Raw genomic sequence first — 19,626 nt, 5'->3', positions numbered from 1 at the left:
TCATTATGATATCTAGTGCTGTGAATACCGAAACACGTTTAAATACTATTGAAGAAGCTATTGAAGACATTCGCCAAGGTAAGGTTATCATTGTTGTCGATGACGAAAACCGAGAGAATGAAGGTGACTTTTTAGCTGCTGCTGAAAAAGTATCTCCTGATATGATCAATTTTATGGCTACTCATGGTCGTGGATTAATTTGCACACCTTTAACCGAAAAGCGTTGTAAAGAACTAGATTTAAAGGTTATGGTTACTAACAACACGGACCCTATGGAAACGGCTTTTACGGTTTCCGTAGATTTAAGAGGAAATGGTGTTAGTACAGGAATTTCTGCTGGAGATAGAGCTAAAACTGTAAAGGCATTAGTGAATAAAGAAACAAAGTCTTTTGAGCTCGCAAGACCAGGTCATATTTTTCCTTTAATTGCTAAAAATGGTGGAGTATTAAGACGTACAGGACATACAGAAGCCGCTATTGATTTTGCGCGTTTAGCTGGTTTTGAACCTGCTGGTGTTATTGTTGAAATTATGAATGAAGATGGTTCTATGGCACGTTTACCTCAATTATTGGAGGTCGCTAAAAAGTTTGATTTAAAGATTGTTTCCATTGAAGATTTGGTTGCTTATCGTATGGAATATGATTCTTTGATTGAAAAAAAAGAAGATTTTGATATAGAAACGCGCTTCGGTAAGTTTAGATTAAGAGCATACCAACAAACTACCAATAACCAAGTTCATATTGCTTTAACAAAAGGTAACTGGAAATCTGATGAACCAATCCTAACTCGTGTTAATGCTACTTTGGTAAATAATGATATTCTTGGTACACTTACAAATAATGCGGATCAAAAGTTAGACGATATGTTTAACGTTATTAATTCGGAAGGCAAAGGTGCTATCATATTTATCAATCAACAAGCACAGTCTATGAATTTGCTAAATAGATTGGCAATTCTAAAAGAAGAGCAAGTTGAAGGTAAATTAGTAAAAGCTCCGAGTATTGCTATGGACACCAAAGATTTTGGTATTGGCGCGCAAATACTTCACGATTTAAAAATCAGCAAGTTGAAATTAATTTCAAACAGTCTACAGACCAAACGTGTTGGAATGATTGGCTATGGTTTAGAAATTGTTGATTACGTAAATTATTAAGAAAGTACACTCTTAATAATTTCAGCCATCTTATCTGCTCTGTCCTTCACTTCTTGTTCTGTCCAAGATAATTTAATCAGGCAAGAAATATTTCTACCTATAAAATGATCTGATTGTTCGAAAGACTTTGTCTGAAGATAACTTAAGCCCTCCTTAACTTCTTCGGAAATTGGGAATAATGATTTTAAATCCTTTAAATGGTCCCATTTACGAATGTAATGCCAATTGTTGTCATAATAGTTCCAACAAGCATCTATACCATTTTCCTTAAAAGCCTGAATTACTTTTCGTGTAATCTCTATATTTGGAAGGAAGAAATTGAAGAAAGCTCCACTCTCTACTCCACCTTCTGGTACAGTTCTCAATGTGATTTCAGGAATTTGAGATAATGTCTCTTGAAAAATTTTGAGGAATTTACGTTGAATTTCTAGAAACTCTGGTAAACGCTTAACCTGAGCCAAACCTACAGCTGCATGGAGTTCTGAAATTCTAAAGTTATATCCTAAAAACGGATGGGTTTCCGCACCTCTATCATTGCCAATATGATCATGACCATGATCACTGTAATGATCTGCATTAATGTAATAATCTTTATTATTAGTGATAACAGCACCACCCTCGCCACAAGTAATGGTTTTTACAAAGTCGAATGAAAAACAACCTAAATCACCTACACTTCCTAGTGGCTTTCCTTCATAAGTGGCACCAATGGCTTGGCAAGCATCTTCAACCAAAATTAAATCTTTAGCATTACAAATATCTTGAAGTTCATTTAGATCTGCCATACTACCACACATATGAACCACCATTACGGCTTTAGTTTTATCCGTAATAGCTGCTTCTACAGCTTTAGGATCTAAAGTTAGAGTGTCATCAATATCAACCAAAACAGGAATTGCTCCTAACATCATAATAGCTTCAAAACTAGCAACAAAAGTAAATGTTGGCATAATAACCTCATCTCCTGCACCTACACCTGCAGAAGCCAATGCCACAGATACAGCTGCAGTTCCGCTAGATACCAATTGCACGTGTTGGGTTTTAAATGCAGTTTCGAGTTCTGCTTCAAGTTCTTTTGCTTTCCAATGACCTTTTCGCATCCCATCAAAACCATAGCGCATTAACACACCATTATCTAAAACATCATTTACTTCTTTTCGTTCTGCTTCACCAAATAATTCAAATCCTGGCATAAATATTTACTTTTCTTAGCATTTTAATTATAACTCAACTACTGTTTCTGAAACTGTTTTTCTAACTTTCTTAAACGTTGAAAACATATCATCCTCTGCTCTATACCCTACAGGAAGCAATAAAACAGAATTTAAACCTAATTCATCTAAAGCTAAAGTTTTGTCTACTTCTGCTGGCTTAAATCCTTCCATAGGACAGCTATCAATACATTCTACAGCACAAACAGTCATTAGATTTCCTAATGCTATATAAGCTTGTCTTGTTGCCCAATCTACTTTTCTATCTAATGACATAGAAGAAATTGTAGATTTCATCTGGGTTTTAAATGGGTCTAGAATATGATCTGGAGTTTCACGGATATTTTTAATATTATCAAAATGATTATCAACATCTTTATCATCTATTTCTGATTGAATACACAATACCAATAGATGAGAGGAATCTATTACCTGACGTTGTCCAAAAGCACATGGCAATAACGCCTCTCGTTTAGTCTTATCCTTAACTACAACTAACTTTAGAGTTTGTAATCCATAAGATAAGGCTGTTAAATTAAAAGCTTCTTTAAGAGTTTGGAGTTTATCATTTGATAATTCTTTATTACTATCAAATTTCTTTGTAGCGTAGCGCCACTGTAATTTTTCTATAATAGACATGGTCTCTTTTTTGACAAAAATAAGTATTTAATCTATGATGGAAATAATATTACCTACTAAAGAAATCTTAATAACAGCTTTATTATTTTTGTGAAGACCAATTACATAAAATATGAACTTTATAAAAGCAACACTCTTATTATTTATCATTGTTTTCACAAGCTGTGCAGAGAAAAAAGTTCCTGAAGACAATGCTAAAATAATGTCCTATAACATTAGACTTAATGTAGCTTCTGACGGAGAGAACGCGTGGCCAAACCGAAAAGAATTTTTGACTTCTCAAGTATTATTTTTTGCTCCTGATGTGCTTGGAGTTCAAGAGGCTTTGCCTGGTCAAATGAAAGATTTAGATACTTTATTAACTGATTATAATTTTATAGGTAAAGCCAGAGATGGCGTAGATAAAGGTGAATACTCAGCTATTTTTTACAATAAGAAGACTGTATCAGTAGAAAAAGATAATACATTTTGGCTATCTGAGACACCAGATGAGTTATCTCAAGGCTGGGATGGTGCTTGTAGAAGAGTATGCACGTATGGGTTGTTTACTCTTAAATCTACAAAGGAAAAATTTTGGGTTTTCAATACACATTTAGATCATGTTGGAAAAGTAGCCCAAAAGAAAGGTTTAAAATTGATTTTAGATAAAGTTAAATCAGTAAACACGGAAAACCTTCCTGTGTTTATTACTGGTGACTTCAATGTAGAACCAAACAGTGATGCTATAGCACAAACAAAAGTAGATTTTTATGATTCAAAGGAAATAGCTGATATTATTTTTGGACCAGAAGGAACTTTCACTGGTTTTAAATATGATGAGCCTGTAAATAAAAGGATTGATCATATTTTGGTTTCAAAAAACCCTAAGGTGAATGTTGAGAAATATGCTATTTTCTCTAGTTCTGTAAATTTCAAATTTCCTTCAGATCATTTTCCTGTATTTATTGAAGCTGAGTTAAAATAAGAAAAAAGCAGGCTCTTATAAATAATGAGCCCACTTTTTAGCTATCAATCAATCTATTTTAGGTAATATTTATTGGATGAATTCAGCATCAGCTTTAATTCTAACCTCATCGCTAATCATAGCTTCAGGGAATTTTTCGCCAATGTTAAAGTCTGATCTTTTTAAAGTTCCTGTAACTTGAAAACCAGCAGTTGTTTTCTTATTCATTGGGTTAACTGTTGTTCCTCTAAACGTTAGGTCTAATGTTACTGGCTTTGTTACACCATGCATTGTTAAGTCACCCTCAAGTGTATAATGATCTTTCTTTACTTTTTTCATTTTGTTACTCTTAAAAGTTAATGTTGGAAATTTTTCAACATCAAAGAAATCTGCACTTTTTAAGTGATTGTTTCTAGCTTCAACTTCTGTATCAATTGAAGCCGTTTTAGCTTCTAATGAAAATTCAGCATCACTAAAATCTTCTTTTGAAGCTTCTAAAGTAATATCAATATCATTGAATGTTCCTGTAACATCGTTGATACCTAGATGAGTTACCGTAAATCCTAATGTAGAATGCGCATCATCATTACTCCATGTAGTGTTTAAGGCTGTAAAAGCCGTAGCAAAAAGTGTAAATGTTATTAATAAATAATTTTTCATGATTTTTAATTTTTAGTGTTTAAAATTTTAAGTGTTTGGTGTTATTTTAACTGATGTCATAGTCAACGATCCTCCTAGTGGCTTATCATTAAATAATGATACATCATCATTTTTGTCTTTAAATGCCATGGTATAAATTAATGGCATGTAATGCTCTGGTGTTGGTATTGCCAGCTCAAAGGCTTTACCTTGTGATCTAAAGTTTATTAGATCTTTATGATTATCGTCTAAAATGAAGTTTTTCATGCTTTCGTTAGCTTCAATAGCCCAATCGTAAGCATATTCTTCGTTAAGTTTTCTCCAGTTTACCATTCTAAGGTTATGTACCATATTTCCACTTCCAATAATTAGAACGCCTTTATGTCTAAGTTCTGAAAGTTGTTTTGCTAAATCGTAATGGTATTGTGCCGGTTGTGTATAATCAATACTCAGCTCAATCACAGGAATATTTGCGTCTGGATACATGTGCTTTATAACACTCCACGAGCCATGATCTAATCCCCAATTTTCATCGAGACCAACTTCTGTTGTTTTAATTAAATCCTTAGTGGTTTGAGCCAATTCAGGACTACCAGGTGCTGGATATTGCACATCAAACAACGCTTGTGGAAAACCGCCAAAATCGTGTATAGTTTTTGGTTGTTTCATCGCTGTAACGAAGGTCCCCTTGGTTTCCCAATGCGCTGAAATACAAAGAATAGCATTTGGCTTTTGAATTTCCTGACCTAACTTTCTAAAGCCTGAAACAAATTCATTCTCCTCAATAGCGTTCATTGGACTACCGTGACCTAGGAATAATACTGGCATTTTGCTGGTATTACTCATTTTAGATGTTATTTTGTTTAAGTCTTGTAAGTTCATAGATGCTCCTATTATTGGCAGCAATGCCATTGATTTAATAAATTTACTTCGCTTCATCTTAGAGAAATAAAATTAATTATGCTTGTTTAACAAACTGTAATTCTCCGATGATTTTAACTTCATCACTAACCATAACTCCACCTGCTTCTAAAGCAGCGTTCCAGTTAAGTCCCCAATCTTTTCTATTGATTTTACCATTTACAGAAAATCCTATTTTTTCGTTTCCGTAAGGATCTTTCATTTGTCCTCCGTACTCTAATAACAATGCGATGTTTTTAGTTGTATCTTTTATGGTAAGATCACCTTCTAATGAATATTCATCATCATCAACTTTTGTAAGCTTTGTACCTTCAAAAGTTATAAATTCATGTTTTGAAGCGTCAAAGAAATCTTCGCTTTTTAGGTGTGCATCTCTATCCGAGTTGTTTGTAAAAATAGAATCTGACTTTACTTTTGCTGAAATTTTAGATGCTGTAAAATCTTCACCGCTAATTTCTGCTTCAAACTCAGTAAACTCACCTTTAACATTAGAGATCATTAAGTGTTTTACTTTGAAATTGATTTCACTATGTGTTGGATCAATTGTCCATTTTGCTGTAGTACTCATTGTTTATGTTTTTTGTTGGTACAAAGATGCAATGAGAATACAGTAAGTTCTTTACACTATTCGGTAAATGAGTTGTAAAATTAAGAAATCAGCAAGTTTTTCATCTCTTCTCTAAACTCTGTAGGACTTTGTCCGGCCTTCTTTTTGAATACATTAGAGAAATAAGAATTCTCATTATAACCTAATTCGTATGCGATTTCAGAGATGGATTTATTAGTACTGACTAACAAATTTTTGGCTTCAATAAGCTTTCTTGTTTCAATAATTTCAGAAACGCTTTGCGATAAAATATTCTGACAAATTAAATTCAGATTTCTTGAAGACATAAAAAGCTTCTCAGCATAATATTCCACACCAACGGAACGCTTGTAATTTTCTTCAAGGATTGATAGGAAATTTTTGAAAGATATGTGTTGCGTTTTCTGCAAATCCTCATCATATGGATTGATTCGTTGTCTTTCACCCTCAACAATCGTAAAAATAAGGTTTAAAGTTTGCTGTATAATAGCATAATTAGGAACAGTTTTTTGGTTTTCATCAAAAATCATCTGGCACAACAAAATCAGTCTATTAAAGCAAATTCCACAATCTAATTGCAAATCTGCCTGATTGTGGTAATAGGAATACAATTGAAATGTAGTCTCAGGAATAAATTCACTTTTGAAACGGATAACCCAAATATCACACTCTCCATTTAATGGCTTTGGTTGCACGCGGTGTACTTTACCTTTGGTTACAAAACTCACAAAAGGCGCTCTGGTTTCAACCGAATCGAAATCAATGAAGTGTTCTAAAACTCCCTTGTTTCCTATCATTAATTCTTCAAAATCATGTCTATGTGGCTCATTAGCTTCAGAAGCTATTCGATTGGCTTCTTCAACATCAACTTTGAAAATTTGGAAAAGAGAATCCATAAGAAATGAAGTTATTTACTATCTAGTTTTATTTACTTCAAAGATATTGATTTTTGAATATAGAATTCAATATCTCAACACAATTAACCCAAAACAAAAGCCGTAAACTTTATCAAAATTTACGGCCTTATTTTTATATATTAAGTAAATCTTATGATGTTGTTACTTCTAACTTTGCTCTGTAAGCTGGAAAAAAACCTGAATAACTCAATTCAATATCTTCGGTTGTTGCCAAACGGTTCTTCAATAAACTCTTATAAGCTTCTTCGTCTACTATATATTTCCAAACTTTGAAATCTTTGAAATCTTTTGAAAAACCACTTTTAAACCTGAATAATGAATCCTCGTTACTACCTCTTCCACCTCCAAGGTTAAAAATTTTATAACCTTCATCTGTAGCTTCTATTCTGGCTTCATCAATAATGAGTTTAATTGGATCTACCTCATAGGTATCTTCGCTTAATCCTGATAGATGATACTGAACAATATCTCCTGTTTTTATAAAAATCGCAGCACCTATTATAGATTGAGTTTCATTATGAATACAGAGCTTTAATACTGACTCAAAGTCATCACTTGAAAGAATTTCTTGATAATACTTATCGGAAAAGAAATAACTATCGTCAGCGTCTACACGCCTCATATTTTCTTCATATAAATTCACGAAAATATCTTTATACTCTTCAACACTTCCATTAATCACTGTACATAGCTTTCTGGATTTGTTTAGATATGTTTTTAATCTTCTATTGAATTTTGCTCTTTGATTCTCAATGGTATCAGTTAAGTCTATACAAACCACTTTTCCTAGTGTTGTGATTTGACCTAAACCATTCAAAATATCATCTTGATACTCTAATATAGGATGAAATCTAGAAAAAACTGAAATGATATTATTCTCTTTAAAGTAAGCGTTTAACTCTTTATAAAAGTTGTCCTTATTAAATTTTTCGTCTGTGCCAGAGCTTAAAATACCCGAATAGCCATAAACTGATACAGCATCTTTAAATTCTGAGTTTTCTATGGTTCTTATTAAGAGTGGCAAACCTAACACCGTTTCACCTTCAGTATATTTTATTAAGACAGGAAACTCCCCTTCATTTTTAGAAAGTTGGTGGTAGTCATAAGTGTGATAGAAATCAATATTTCCAAAGACTTCTAAAAGTTCAACCCATTCTTTCTTATTTTTTATAACGTCTATCATTAAACTTTTTATTTTAATTTAAAATTAGAATTAATGCTTATAGAAAAGCATTAATATTTTAATAAATTAAAGTTGTTTTATGTTAAATTTTAAAATTAGTGTTACACCCTAAACATTGCTCCTGTAGGTTCTAAGCCAACATAGGCTCTTCCTGCTTGAGTTAACCAGTGAGGCTGTATAATACCATGTTGTAGAACAGCATGAATATCTCTGTGTGCACGTTCTATATGTGATGTTGTATACAATGACGCTGTTCCTGCTACAGCATATATTTCAGTAACCATAGCTCTTGCTTCTGTTGCTGCCTGTACAGAGGCTGACCAAACATCTGCCAATTGTATATCTGTATATCTGTTATTAGCTTTAGCTTCTTCCCATATTACATTTACTGTACTGTGCAATTGACATCTTTTAGAATCTAAAGTTGTTATTGCCTTGGCTAAAGCACTCTGAATTTGTAGCCTATCTCTTAAATCAGGATTTTTACCTGGTGTAACACGCTCAGCACACAAACGCTTTAAATCTGTAATAGCAGACTTCAAAATCCCTAGGGCAATTGACGCATTACCTACGGCATTCATACAGCCTATAGGTAATCTACTGTAAGGGTTATCAATTTCAACTGGGCTATCGAAATCAATGGCGTATTTTTCTTCAACAAAAGCATCTTTTATCTCAACATCATGGCTTCCCGTTCCTCTCAACCCACCAACACTCCATGTGTCAATAATATTTATTTCAGATTTAGGAAGAAAGAGTAATTTTAATTTGGCGCCAGGTCCTAATGTTTTTGGTAAATGATCAGAAGTAACAAGGCAACGTAAAGCAAACCAATCTGATATTTCACAACCAGATACTAGTGTCCAACGTCCAGAAACTTTATATCCACCTTCTACGATTTCCGCTACACCTTCTGGTCGTGCAGAGTTAGCGTACACATCAGATGAATTTTTATAAATTTCATTCATACTTTCCTGATCTAGGAATCTACCGAAGGTACAAGCCAAATGATTATTCCATGCACTCCATGCTACAGATGCTTCAGCGCTTGCTAACAACTCATAAACCTTGAATACTTCTACAGGATTTTCTTCCCATCCTCCAAGATATTTTGGTAAACCAAGTCTAAACAATTGCAAATCCTTCATACGGTCAACAACCGCTGGTGCCATTCTTCTTAGTTGTTCGGTTTCATCTCGATGTTTAATTGCTAAATCGTAAATCTCTAAAGCTGCTTCTGTAGGTGACAAGCTAGTTTGTTTAAGCGTAGATGTATTACTCATAATATATTTGATTTAAGGCTTTTATATAAGTCTCTTTATATTCCGATTCTAAATATATTGTGAAAGCTACAGTAGCACATAATTAATTGTTAAAATGCCAAAAAAATTGATAACGTGAGTTTTAACATGTAAAAAATTTTACAAATAATTTACGAAAACAAAAAAGGCTTTACCAATGTTGGTAAAGCCTTTGCGGAGAAAGAGGTAAGTGAACCTCTTTCGTAGTGCCTTTATTTATTGATGTTTCAGTCCTGTACCATTATGAGGTCACCGAATAGGTCACCTTTAAAACCTTGTGTTAAAGATACGAAATTTACTTGATTAATCCTCGTACTTTACTGATTTCAAAGCCCATAAAGTCGCAAAATTCATCGATAGTAACTAATTGGTGTGACTCTTTGTTAAGGTGTTCTTTAATCTTGCTGATTATAGTTCTACCATAACGCTCACTTTTACCTGTTACCACTTGCACGTCTTTAGGGTAAATACAGATTCTACTCATTGGCTCAAAATTTAAAATTAATACTCTAACTATACTTTAGCTATACCGTAGCTGTAAAGCTCTCATATACAATATACGACAATTATCGCAGTGAAAAAACTATCTATTTCGGAAGTTTTGGCAAGTTGTAAACAGTACGGAAGTGCTTATAAATATTGATGCTTTATAGCACGTATATTTGATTATTCATCATTAAAAAACGTATTGTTATGGCAAAGTTAAAAGGTATTATTAAACTCGAAGGAACGTTAGATAATTTGACGTTTTACAAGGGTAAAGAAGGCTATTTAGTAAAGACTAAAAGCGGTGTTTCAAAAGAGCGTATTCAAAACGATCCTGCGTTTGAGCGTACTCGTGAAAATGGTTCTGAATTTGGTAGTTCTGCATCTTCTGGTAAGTTGTTAAGAACTTCTGCAAGAAACTTAATGATTAGAGCAAAAGATAATCGAGTTTCAAGTCGTGTGACGCAAGTAATGACGCAAATTAAGAACTTTGATACAACCTCTATAAGAGGCGAAAGAAATGTGGCAACAGGATTGGCAACACCAGAAGGTAAAGCGGCTTTAAAAGGCTTTGATTTTAATAATAGAGCTGTTTTAAGTGCGGTTTTATTTGCTCCTTTTAGCGTTGATGGTTCTACAGGTGAAATTTCAATCCCAAATTTAACACCTACAAACGATATTGCTTATCCAAGTGGCGCAACTCACGTTAGTTTTACTTCTGCTTTCTTAAAAGTTGATTTTGATACTACAGAAAATGCGATTGAGTACAGTCCGACTGTAAATATTCCAATTGATTCGACTTCTGCATCGCAAACATTAACTCCAGCAGGTGTGCCAACAGGTACAGGAAACGATGTGTTTCTTTTATTAGTAGAGTTCTTTCAAGAGATTAACGGTGTTCAGTATCCGCTTAAAAATGGCGCATATAACGTTTTAAACATCGTAGAAGTGGCATAAGTTTCATTCTGACCTTTGAAGCTGAAAGAGTCCTATGGTTTTGTATCATAGGGCTTTTTCTTTTTACTATTATTTTTTTTTAAGAAAACAAAAAAAGAAAGCTGATGCTTTGGTAGCGTGGATGATGCTGTCAAGGTTTTTGAATAAAAGTTTTTTATGTTAATACGTTTAATGAAATAGAATAACTATTTTGAAAAAAGTTTTCTTTAAAACCCTTTAGGGCTTGACCTTTATAGCATATAGCGTTGGCATTAGGTAGCTACCTATATTTGCTATCTTTTTTTATTTTATTATGTACTGCATTTTCAAGTTAAGCACAATTTAAAGGCTTTCAATTATAGCTGTATGTTACTTGATATTTGTTAACGAAATGAAACAAACAAAGATTTGAGGTAAGGAATACTTGAACTTAACGATGGTTTTGTGCAGTTGAATGAGATAACTAATTTTCTAACCTACTTTAACTAACTACTGTTTCATTATAGTACTGAATGATGTTGTGTGTTCCAATGTGAGCGTGGGATAAGCGGATATTTTACATAATACCAGTTATAGCTACGAAAATATAAGAATACTGCGTTAGCAAACCCTTGAAAGGATTTTTGCTACTATAACTACGCATTATGTAACATAGCTTGGGTGAGTTTAGGGTTTTTATGATAAAATAATACTTTATAGCTTATTGCAGTTTGGTTTGATTTTATGAGAACCAAAGCTGTAATGTGCTATTACCTTAAAGACAAAAAAACGCTAAACTTGTAGAGGTGAGCGGAACAACACAAAAGACAGAGGGTTTTTGCTTTTTCGCAAAAAACTGGGTTTTGGGTTGTGGGGGAATAGATTATTCTACTTCTTCAAGAAATTTAGCAGCTTTTTTCTCAATAATTTTGTCTGCAACTAAATTGGATTCTTCAGGATGAATTACAGAAATTAATTCGTTGTATCGAACAGATTCCCAAAGTTTATGCTCTTTACTTCCAATCTTTTCTGGCTCTTCAGAAATTAAATAGAAATTATTATCCTTTAAAGATTTGTTGTACTTACTTGTTAAGGAAGATATTAAAGTGAAATAATGGCTTATATCTTTATCTAAACTTTGTGCCGATTTATCAAAAGGCAATGATTTCGCACCAATTAATGAACCGTTCAATCCTATACAATCCATTTCATAAGAGAAATAAATAGAAGGGAATACCTCTGGTTTAAATCTATAGTGTGTATGTACCTTTTTATCAACTTTATTAATTAGCTTTCTTTCAACAACATTTCGATATAAAGACAATTCACTTGATGCTACAAGGTAATTTCCATATAACGGTTCGTTAAATAAGAAATTGATTAGCTTTTCAAAAGCTATATCATTCATTTCCTCATATAAAGGTTTCGGTTTAGAAAACTGAATTATGCCGTTGGAATAATTACTTAAATAATCAAAATAAGATATTTCAGAAAGTTTATCGAATTTGTAAAACAACTTTAGTTCTTCCTTATCTGAATTTACTGCATTACATTTTTCAATAATCTGATTGACAATGAAGTTTAGATTTACATTCTTATCATCAAGTAGGTTATTGGCTAATCTCTTTTTCTTATCTGAAAAGTAGGTGCGAAACTTTTTACCATCAAACAAAAGCATCCCTATTGCTACAGAATCTTCTGTTGCAATGTTTGGGGACAACTTTAATATGGAATAAAAACTATTCATCTGCTATTTTCTATTGTTTTTTAAAGGACAGATGTAACATCTAAATTATCCTTCTTTTTGATTAAAACTCTGTAATTAATGTTTCATTGCTTTAATCTATAAACGTATTCATCAAAGACATTATTATTTCTTTCTTCGTTGAATAAAAACGATTTTAAGTTTGTAATAGAATCTGAATCAATGGTATAAAAACCAGCTACTTGATTCATAAAAGCATCAAAACCTTGTTCGCTTCGTTCGAGGCAAAGATAGAAATATTCTCTTTCATTGTTAATAAAATTATCATCTATGGTTGTGTTCTTCTTTATAAGATGACCTAATTCTGATACTAATAAATGGTCGTTTACACTAACACTTACGCCATAATCAGGGTTTAAGTCTTGGTAAGACATAGTGCTAAAAATAAACGCATTATCTATTGGTAATACTCTAAACTTTTTAACATTTGGTTCTAAAATGAGGTTATAATTCGTTGGCTTTCTGTCGTCATTTTCTACCCAAGTATCAAATAACGTAATATGAAACACATCTAATGGGTTCAGTATTTTATTATATGCTTTCTTTTTATCTGTAACTAATAAGGCATTTACATCAAGAGGATTCTTAACAAATTTTGAACCAAAACAAGGCATATCATAATAATGTGGTCTGTGATTATTAGATAGGTTATCTTGTACTGTTATTAACTCCTTTGCAACATTAACCAATTTTACATAAGGTGTTGCAATTTGCCAACGGTTTAAACAATAGGCTGCTAAACATTCATTTATTAACGCAAATGGTGGCTCTTTGCCTTTGTCGTTTTTTGCTACATACATTTCATAATCACTACCAATTACCAATAAAGGACTATGGCCTTCAGTAGGTAACTCTCTTAAAATTGAATTTGTATGTATGCTCTCTAAAATCACTTACTATTTATGCTATAATTCTCTTGTGGTTCTGCTGCTTGGTTAATATGCTCTTGTGCTTCTTTAACGGTTACTTGCCCATTCATTAGCATTGGTAATAGCCAATCTCTTAATGCTACTAATTTTTGGTTTTGTTTGATGTTGTTTGCAATTGTCTTGAAAATATTGTCAACTCTCTCAAAATAAATCTGCTTTAAGTATTTATCTGGATCAATTACAGGTATCGCTTCAAAATCACCTTTATTCATATTACTTAATACAGCTCCTTTCTTTGCAGCTGAATTAAAATTGAAAAAATCATTTAAATATTGAAAAAGATAATATCTATTATATTCTTTAGGAGTCGAAATTGTGTTTATCTGTTGGTTGGTTTGTGATTTCTTGCCAACAAAACCAATAATACCAACTGTACCTATGCAAGAAACACAAATATCATTTTCATCAAGATACTTATTGCTTTGAGTTTCTGCACCTTTTTTTGTTAATGTTCTTTCTGTCTTATATATATATGTGTCTTGCCTAATATCATCAATAGTAATGAAAGGAATATCTCCATCAAAGTTTTCTTTAATTTTTGTTGATGGTGTTTTCCCTGTAATAATATTTGATTCAATATCATTTAAAGCTTTCAATTTCCAGCCAAAAGGAATTTCACGTTTTAATATTTCATTATATATCATTTTTCCTCCAAAAGATTTATAAGGTTTTCCATTTACATCTGGAAAGTCAAACTGTACAAACCAATACTCATAAATAGTTTTTGCTATTTTTTCTAATTCTGAATTTATTTTATTATTGAGTTCAATTTTAGAATCTAATGAAGATAAAATAGATACTATTGATTGCCATTCTTTATCATCAGGGACAGGTACTTCAAAATCTTGTATTGATTTTAATGAAAGATTTTTGATTGTTGAACCTGTTGCTACATTATGAAAATATTGTTGGACACCATCTAATTGGAAATAATAGTAGTAAAATCGATTTATATTTGTTTTGAAATTAAGATATGCTGCACTTTTACCAAGCATTACAGTTTCATTGTTATAAAAAGCCATACTGCCTAATGTGCCGTTAATAGATAAGAGTAAGGTGTTTTCATTTAAAGCGATATAATTATTTTCTAATTCTTCTTTGGAAACAGTATTAGTGTTCTCTGTAATTACAATTTTGCCATTCTTTAAATTATTACCATTTATAAAAAAAATATCTGTATTGTCTGAATAGTTAGGTGTACCGTGTAAACCGTCACCAATCCTGTAACATAACTTTTTAAGCGGCTCTTTTTTCCATTTACTATTCGCCATAGACTAATTTTGATAAATTCTTTTCAATATTTTTTTCCAAATCTTTAGAGAGCAAAAACATTTCATTTAACTTCTGTTTTGAGGAAGTTATCTTTTCTTCAAATTCTTGATTTGAAATATCAACATATTCAATTTTAATATCAAAATATTGACCAGCACTTAATGAGTAGTTTTTATTTTTTATCTCGTCAATAGAAACTACTACCGAAAAATCATCTACAACTTCTTTTTTGTTGAAAACATCTATAATTCTTTCCTCTTCGATTTCTGATAATACTGTTTTTTGATTTTTACCCTCTTTAACCTTTGTTCCTAAATTTGAGGCATCGATTAATACAATTTCATCAGTATTATTTTTATCTAAAAAGATAATGGAGACATTTGTACCTGTTGATGCAAAAATGTTAGAAGGCATAGATACGACACCTGCTAACATTTTATTTTTAATTAATTTTTGTCTTATTTTTTTATCTATACCTTGAGCGGTAATGAAACCTGTTGGCACTACAATAGCAGCTTTACCAGTTTTAGTTAAACTGTGTATTATGTGTTGTAAAAATAAAGTGTAGATAGCCATTGATTCCTTTTTCTTTTTAGGAATATTAGGTATGCCAGCAAAAAAGCGTTCGTTATTTTCTTTACTATCTAAATCGTCTCTATACTCGCTAAAATCTAACTTAAAAGGTGGATTAGAAACGATGTAATCGAACTTTTGTAATTGCCCATTGTCGTCTTTATGGTAGGGCGCTAAAATGGTATTACCACGAACTACGTTTTGCAACGAGTGTACTAAATTGTTAAGGATTAAATTAAGGCGTAATAGCTTCGATGATTTTTTAGATACATCTTGTGAGTAAATTGTACATTTATCCTCACCAATAGCGTGTGCCAAATTCATTAATAAGGTTCCAGAACCTGCGCTTGGGTCGTAACAGGTAACATCTTGTATGTTATCTTCGGTTACCAGAATAGATGCCATAATTTTAGCGACTGCGTGAGGCGTGTAATACTCTGCATACGTGCCACCGCTATCGTTATTATAATCTTTAATTAGGTATTCAAAAATAGTAGCGTAGAAGTCGTATTTTTCATTGAAAATATGCTCGAAGCTAAAATCAACTAATTGATTTATTACTGCTTTAGCAAATGCGTTTCTATCGCCTTCATCAATTTTTTCGCTAATTCTTTCAAACAAAGGTTCTTTTGAGCCACTTGTAGTTACTACCGAGAAAATATCGTTGTTTTGAATGGCAATATCCATTAAGGTATCGTCAAAAGTCAATGCGAAATCTGATGTATTTTGGATGCCAAATAAATGCGATATAAAATGATGTGGTTTTAGAACTGCTGTATCTGCACTTAATTGTAAGGTTAGCATTTCGTATTCTTCCTCACTTAATTGCTCAATCGCTTTTTGCCAATTATCTGCTTTTGCTAATTCAGGATTTAGTTGTTTTACCTCGTAAGCGAATTTATCGTTTAAGAACTTGTATAAGAATGTTTGGGTAATAATAATGTATTCATCACCGCTATTGCCTAAACCATAATTAGAACAGATCCCTTTAAGACTGTCTATAAGGTTTTTTACTTGTGTTTGAAATTGTACTGTTGTCGTCATTTAATCAACTCTCTAATATTAGGCTGTACGCCCGTGAAATTCATTGGTATATTCTTGTACTACTAAATTGTTTATGAATTTAGAAGTCTCTGGGTTTAATTTAATCTTGTTTTGATTGACAAATTGATTGATTACCAATTTTATCATCATCTTATCTAAATAGCCCTCGTTTTGCAACAAACGACTATTTTGTATTACTTGAAGGTCTGCTTCATTTTTTACTGATTGTAAGGCTTCAAATAATTGGCTTTCTCTTTGGGTTAAACCGCCTTTTTCTACAATACGCTTATGAATACGACAATATTTTGGGTCGTTATTATATTTTGCTTGTAATAGTTTATTTTGTCTGTTTAACTCTAATATTTTGGCGTGTATTTCTTTTAATGCGCCAATATTGGTTTTCATTTCGTCTTGGGTTACTTCGTTTAGTTTCTTCTTTTTAAACAAACGCTCTAACTCTTCATATAGACTAATGAATTTAGGGTCTTTTTTATCGAAGTTATTAGATAATTCTTCTCGTGTTTTGCGTAGTGTGTCTTTTAATTGGTCGGCTAAAACAAGTTCTTCCTCACCAACTTTATTGAACATAAAAATGACATCTTCTAAAGCTACATTAAGTAAGTTGGTAGTATCGACATCATTTTCTAAAGCTTCTTTTTGATTGAGTAATTGTAAATGGTTGTTAGCCTCTCGATATAGAATTGTTAGTTTTTTGAAGTCTATTTTATCCAATAATTCATAGTGACCAAATAAGCGAATTAAATTATACAAACTCTTTGCATTACCTAACGCTTTCACTAATGCCAACATTTTTTTACGGTCTGATATTTCAGAGATTTGTTGCGAAAATATTTCAGCGTTAAGCGTATCAAAATGAAATAGAACTTCTTTAATATCGGCTATTTCCTCTTCAATTTCTTCTTTAGACAAGAATAGGTTTTTATAGCTTTCTAACTCATCACCATTTTCGGCTTGTAGTTCATTAAAATAATCTTCGTTGGTTCTTTTAAACTCGTCTGATATATCGGCAAAGTCTACTACATAACCATATCTATAATCTTTGTATGTTCTATTGACACGAGTTAAGGTTTGTAATAGATTGTGTTTTTTGATTAATCTACCTAAATACAATTTCTTTAAACGTTTGGCATCAAAGCCTGTCAATAACATATTGTAAACAAACAGAATATCTATTTTACCATCTTTAAAATCTTCAACCTCACTTTTTCGTTCATCCTTTGTGCCTATGTCGTGAAGTATAAGCGTAGCAGTCTTTAATTTAAAACTATCTTTTTTCTTTTTGTTATAGGATTCGTTTTCTTCGGCTACTTGGTCTAAAACAGCATTCTCGTTTTCTGCATATTTTGAATTGAAAATATCAAATAGCATTTTTGCCTGGTCTGAACTATCGCAAACTACCATTGCTCCCACTGAATTGTCACCGTAGGTTAAACGGAAGTTTTCAAAATCCTCTACTATGTAATCAAGCATAGGTTCTGCAAATCTCCTGTCTGCAAATATTTTCTTTTTGGATATATCGCCTTGTAATACTTCAATTTCTTTTAAAGCATTTTCAAGTACCATTTTATAATTAGAAGCTATTTCCTCTCTAATTAATTTAAGAGTATAACCATCTGCAATAGAGGCATTGTAATAGTACTTATGTATATAATCGCCAAATAAAGATTTAGAATTATAGTCGTTACCCAATAGCGGTGTTCCGGTTAAACCAATCTTTATAGCGTTCTTATCTGATTGCTCTAAATTGGCTAAAAAACTACCTTTAGGATTGTAACTTCTATGCACCTCATCTAAAAAGTAGATTCTTTGAATATTAATGTCGTAATCTTGTTCTGTTACAATTTGAGCATTTTCAGAAAACTTTTGGATATTAACGACGGTAATTTCAGCATTACCTCTTTCGTTATGAAGAGCTGCTTTAGATTTAATATCTTTTACAAATTCATCCCTTGAATTAACCGTATGTACCGTTAAACCTCTACTTGCAAATTCTCTTTTAGATTGAATTAATAAGTCTAATCTATCTACAATAAAATAGAATTTAGGTATGATGTTTTGTTTCTGAAAATAGTCAGTCAAAAACTTAACGTTGTAGTATGTTAAAGCTGTTTTTCCGCTTCCTTGTGTATGCCAAATAATACCTTTACGTGTATCTTCATTTAACTTATTTTCTATTGCTTTGGTTGCAAATAGTTGAGGATAACGCATAATATGCTTTTGTATGCCTGTACTCTCATTTACATAGGCTATGGCATATTGTAATACAAAAGATAAGCGGTCTTTTGAAAATAAAGATGTTGATACTCGATTGGTTGGTGAATTAGGATTTTTATTGGTTAAAAACTCTGGTGAGTGTTTGATAATAACCAAATTATTGTCTTTTAATATTTTATTTTCAATATCATCATTTTCAGGTAATAATAAGCTGTCTAAATTAAAAGTTTCTTCTTCCCTGAAATAGTTAAATACTGGTTTATGATATGAGGGTGACGCATAAAAAACACCTTGAACTGTATCTACATCATCATTATCGTATTCCATATTATTTGAGAATACCATTAGTTGCGTGATGTTAACAAAACGTCTGAACTTTTTATTTTGGAAACGTCTAATAATTCTATTACGTTCATCTATAACGCCTTCCTTATTATTTGGCTTTTTAACTTCAATGAACACTAAAGGTAAACCATTGATTAAAAGAATAATATCTGGTCTAAAGTTTTCATCACCATTTTTATAGGTTAGTTCAGTAACTACGTTAAATGTGTTGTTTTCAAAATTATCGAAGTCAATAATTTTATGTCCTGTTTTTTGAATTAACCTATCATAAAACGCCTTACCTAAATCTTCGTTATCTAAAAGTAATGATACGTCACTTAATAAACGTTTAGCTTCGTCTTCTTCTAAATCGTGATTTATTTTTTTTATACTTTTTATAAAAACATCAGTAAAGATGTTTGTTTCTTCATTCCAAACCGCATTTTTAAGAGATAAGTATTTATAACCTAATCGCGTAAGGTGTAGTATAGATGGTATTTTGACCCTTGAATCTTCGTTGAATTTCATTTACTTTTTTACGGTTAGTTATTCTCAAAGTAGAACCATAAAAATATAAATCTTTTTTGTG

At 32.0% G+C, this 19,626-nt stretch carries 17 protein-coding genes; 3 read left to right on the top strand and 14 right to left on the bottom strand.

Going from position 1 to position 19,626, the window contains the following annotated elements; all coding sequences use genetic code 11:
• The first annotated feature begins 5 nt into the window (after positions 1-5).
• Entirely contained in the window at positions 6-1,154 is a 1,149-nt protein-coding gene (gene ribB, locus QGM60_RS16430; protein ID WP_281141343.1) for a 3,4-dihydroxy-2-butanone-4-phosphate synthase, read from the top strand.
• Here the strand turns inward: ribB and QGM60_RS16425 are convergent.
• Positions 1,151-2,347, bottom strand: a complete 1,197-nt coding sequence (locus QGM60_RS16425) for a DegT/DnrJ/EryC1/StrS family aminotransferase (protein WP_281141342.1) — start codon at positions 2,345-2,347, stop codon at positions 1,151-1,153. The two genes, ribB and QGM60_RS16425, sit on opposite strands and share 4 nt — an antisense overlap.
• A gap of 27 nt (positions 2,348-2,374) precedes the next feature.
• The gene (locus QGM60_RS16420) at positions 2,375-3,004 is read right to left on the bottom strand and encodes an NAD(P)H-dependent oxidoreductase (RefSeq protein ID WP_281141341.1); all 630 of its coding nucleotides are present in this window, start codon (positions 3,002-3,004) and stop codon (positions 2,375-2,377) included.
• Positions 3,005-3,116: 112 nt separating this feature from the next.
• Between QGM60_RS16420 and QGM60_RS16415 the strand changes: the two genes are divergently transcribed.
• The gene (locus tag QGM60_RS16415) at positions 3,117-3,968 is read left to right on the top strand and encodes an endonuclease/exonuclease/phosphatase family protein (RefSeq protein WP_281141340.1); all 852 of its coding nucleotides are present in this window, start codon (positions 3,117-3,119) and stop codon (positions 3,966-3,968) included.
• A 69-nt stretch (positions 3,969-4,037) separates the two neighbouring features.
• Here the strand turns inward: QGM60_RS16415 and QGM60_RS16410 are convergent, their stop codons facing one another.
• The 7 genes from QGM60_RS16410 to QGM60_RS16380 form a co-directional block, all read right to left on the bottom strand.
• A complete protein-coding gene (locus tag QGM60_RS16410; protein WP_281141339.1) occupies positions 4,038-4,607 on the bottom strand; it encodes a YceI family protein in 570 nt (189 codons plus the stop codon).
• A gap of 27 nt (positions 4,608-4,634) precedes the next feature.
• The gene (gene ygiD, locus QGM60_RS16405; protein WP_281141424.1) at positions 4,635-5,468 is read right to left on the bottom strand and encodes a 4,5-DOPA dioxygenase extradiol; all 834 of its coding nucleotides are present in this window, start codon (positions 5,466-5,468) and stop codon (positions 4,635-4,637) included.
• A 76-nt stretch (positions 5,469-5,544) separates the two neighbouring features.
• Positions 5,545-6,075, bottom strand: coding sequence for a YceI family protein (locus tag QGM60_RS16400; RefSeq protein WP_281141338.1), 531 nt, complete (start codon positions 6,073-6,075; stop codon positions 5,545-5,547).
• Between the two features lie 80 nt (positions 6,076-6,155).
• Positions 6,156-6,989, bottom strand: coding sequence for a response regulator transcription factor (locus tag QGM60_RS16395; RefSeq protein WP_281141337.1), 834 nt, complete (start codon positions 6,987-6,989; stop codon positions 6,156-6,158).
• Between the two features lie 151 nt (positions 6,990-7,140).
• Complete coding sequence (locus QGM60_RS16390) at positions 7,141-8,193, bottom strand: GNAT family N-acetyltransferase (protein ID WP_281141336.1); 1,053 nt, start codon at positions 8,191-8,193, stop codon at positions 7,141-7,143.
• Between the two features lie 101 nt (positions 8,194-8,294).
• Positions 8,295-9,476 (bottom strand): hypothetical protein, encoded by a 1,182-nt coding sequence (locus QGM60_RS16385; RefSeq protein WP_281141335.1) that lies wholly within the window; start codon positions 9,474-9,476, stop codon positions 8,295-8,297.
• Positions 9,477-9,789: 313 nt separating this feature from the next.
• Entirely contained in the window at positions 9,790-9,978 is a 189-nt protein-coding gene (locus QGM60_RS16380; RefSeq protein ID WP_270005202.1) for a hypothetical protein, read from the bottom strand.
• A gap of 209 nt (positions 9,979-10,187) precedes the next feature.
• Between QGM60_RS16380 and QGM60_RS16375 the strand changes: the two genes are divergently transcribed.
• A complete protein-coding gene (locus QGM60_RS16375) occupies positions 10,188-10,937 on the top strand; it encodes a hypothetical protein (RefSeq protein ID WP_281141334.1) in 750 nt (249 codons plus the stop codon).
• 841 nt (positions 10,938-11,778) lie between these two features.
• Here QGM60_RS16375 and QGM60_RS16370 read toward each other — a convergent pair.
• The 5 genes from QGM60_RS16370 to QGM60_RS16350 all read right to left on the bottom strand — a co-directional run bounded on the left by QGM60_RS16370 (position 11,779) and on the right by QGM60_RS16350 (position 19,565).
• A complete protein-coding gene (locus QGM60_RS16370) occupies positions 11,779-12,642 on the bottom strand; it encodes a DUF3037 domain-containing protein (RefSeq protein WP_281141333.1) in 864 nt (287 codons plus the stop codon).
• An 83-nt stretch (positions 12,643-12,725) separates the two neighbouring features.
• Positions 12,726-13,553, bottom strand: coding sequence for a HipA family kinase (locus QGM60_RS16365; RefSeq protein WP_281141332.1), 828 nt, complete (start codon positions 13,551-13,553; stop codon positions 12,726-12,728).
• Positions 13,550-14,860 carry a restriction endonuclease subunit S gene (locus QGM60_RS16360; RefSeq protein WP_281141331.1) on the bottom strand — a complete coding sequence of 437 codons (1,311 nt, stop codon included), beginning with the start codon at positions 14,858-14,860 and terminating at the stop codon, positions 13,550-13,552. The genes QGM60_RS16365 and QGM60_RS16360 overlap by 4 nt, the downstream gene beginning before the upstream one ends.
• Complete coding sequence (locus QGM60_RS16355; RefSeq protein ID WP_281141330.1) at positions 14,850-16,478, bottom strand: class I SAM-dependent DNA methyltransferase; 1,629 nt, start codon at positions 16,476-16,478, stop codon at positions 14,850-14,852. Before QGM60_RS16355 ends, QGM60_RS16360 begins: the two co-directional genes overlap by 11 nt.
• Positions 16,479-16,496: 18 nt before the next feature.
• On the bottom strand, positions 16,497-19,565 hold the full coding sequence (locus QGM60_RS16350) for a type I restriction endonuclease (protein ID WP_281141329.1): 3,069 nt from the start codon (positions 19,563-19,565) through the stop codon (positions 16,497-16,499).
• Positions 19,566-19,626: the final 61 nt, after the last annotated feature.

Source organism: Winogradskyella sp. SYSU M77433, assembly GCF_029911945.1.
GTDB lineage: Bacteria > Bacteroidota > Bacteroidia > Flavobacteriales > Flavobacteriaceae > Winogradskyella.
This window is presented reverse-complemented; position numbering and strand designations above follow the sequence as displayed.

What these genes read in the sequence shown, in the direction of transcription:
- ribB (WP_281141343.1), top strand. Translation starts at nt 6, where the DNA reads ATGATATCTAGTGCTGTGAATACCGAAACACGTTTAAATACTATTGAA.
- QGM60_RS16425 (WP_281141342.1), bottom strand. Translation starts at nt 2,347, where the DNA reads ATGCCAGGATTTGAATTATTTGGTGAAGCAGAACGAAAAGAAGTAAAT.
- QGM60_RS16420 (WP_281141341.1), bottom strand. Translation starts at nt 3,004, where the DNA reads ATGTCTATTATAGAAAAATTACAGTGGCGCTACGCTACAAAGAAATTT.
- QGM60_RS16415 (WP_281141340.1), top strand. Translation starts at nt 3,117, where the DNA reads ATGAACTTTATAAAAGCAACACTCTTATTATTTATCATTGTTTTCACA.
- QGM60_RS16410 (WP_281141339.1), bottom strand. Translation starts at nt 4,607, where the DNA reads ATGAAAAATTATTTATTAATAACATTTACACTTTTTGCTACGGCTTTT.
- ygiD (WP_281141424.1), bottom strand. Translation starts at nt 5,468, where the DNA reads ATGAACTTACAAGACTTAAACAAAATAACATCTAAAATGAGTAATACC.
- QGM60_RS16400 (WP_281141338.1), bottom strand. Translation starts at nt 6,075, where the DNA reads ATGAGTACTACAGCAAAATGGACAATTGATCCAACACATAGTGAAATC.
- QGM60_RS16395 (WP_281141337.1), bottom strand. Translation starts at nt 6,989, where the DNA reads ATGGATTCTCTTTTCCAAATTTTCAAAGTTGATGTTGAAGAAGCCAAT.
- QGM60_RS16390 (WP_281141336.1), bottom strand. Translation starts at nt 8,193, where the DNA reads ATGATAGACGTTATAAAAAATAAGAAAGAATGGGTTGAACTTTTAGAA.
- QGM60_RS16385 (WP_281141335.1), bottom strand. Translation starts at nt 9,476, where the DNA reads ATGAGTAATACATCTACGCTTAAACAAACTAGCTTGTCACCTACAGAA.
- QGM60_RS16380 (WP_270005202.1), bottom strand. Translation starts at nt 9,978, where the DNA reads ATGAGTAGAATCTGTATTTACCCTAAAGACGTGCAAGTGGTAACAGGT.
- QGM60_RS16375 (WP_281141334.1), top strand. Translation starts at nt 10,188, where the DNA reads ATGGCAAAGTTAAAAGGTATTATTAAACTCGAAGGAACGTTAGATAAT.
- QGM60_RS16370 (WP_281141333.1), bottom strand. Translation starts at nt 12,642, where the DNA reads ATGAATAGTTTTTATTCCATATTAAAGTTGTCCCCAAACATTGCAACA.
- QGM60_RS16360 (WP_281141331.1), bottom strand. Translation starts at nt 14,860, where the DNA reads ATGGCGAATAGTAAATGGAAAAAAGAGCCGCTTAAAAAGTTATGTTAC.
- QGM60_RS16355 (WP_281141330.1), bottom strand. Translation starts at nt 16,478, where the DNA reads ATGACGACAACAGTACAATTTCAAACACAAGTAAAAAACCTTATAGAC.
- QGM60_RS16350 (WP_281141329.1), bottom strand. Translation starts at nt 19,565, where the DNA reads ATGAAATTCAACGAAGATTCAAGGGTCAAAATACCATCTATACTACAC.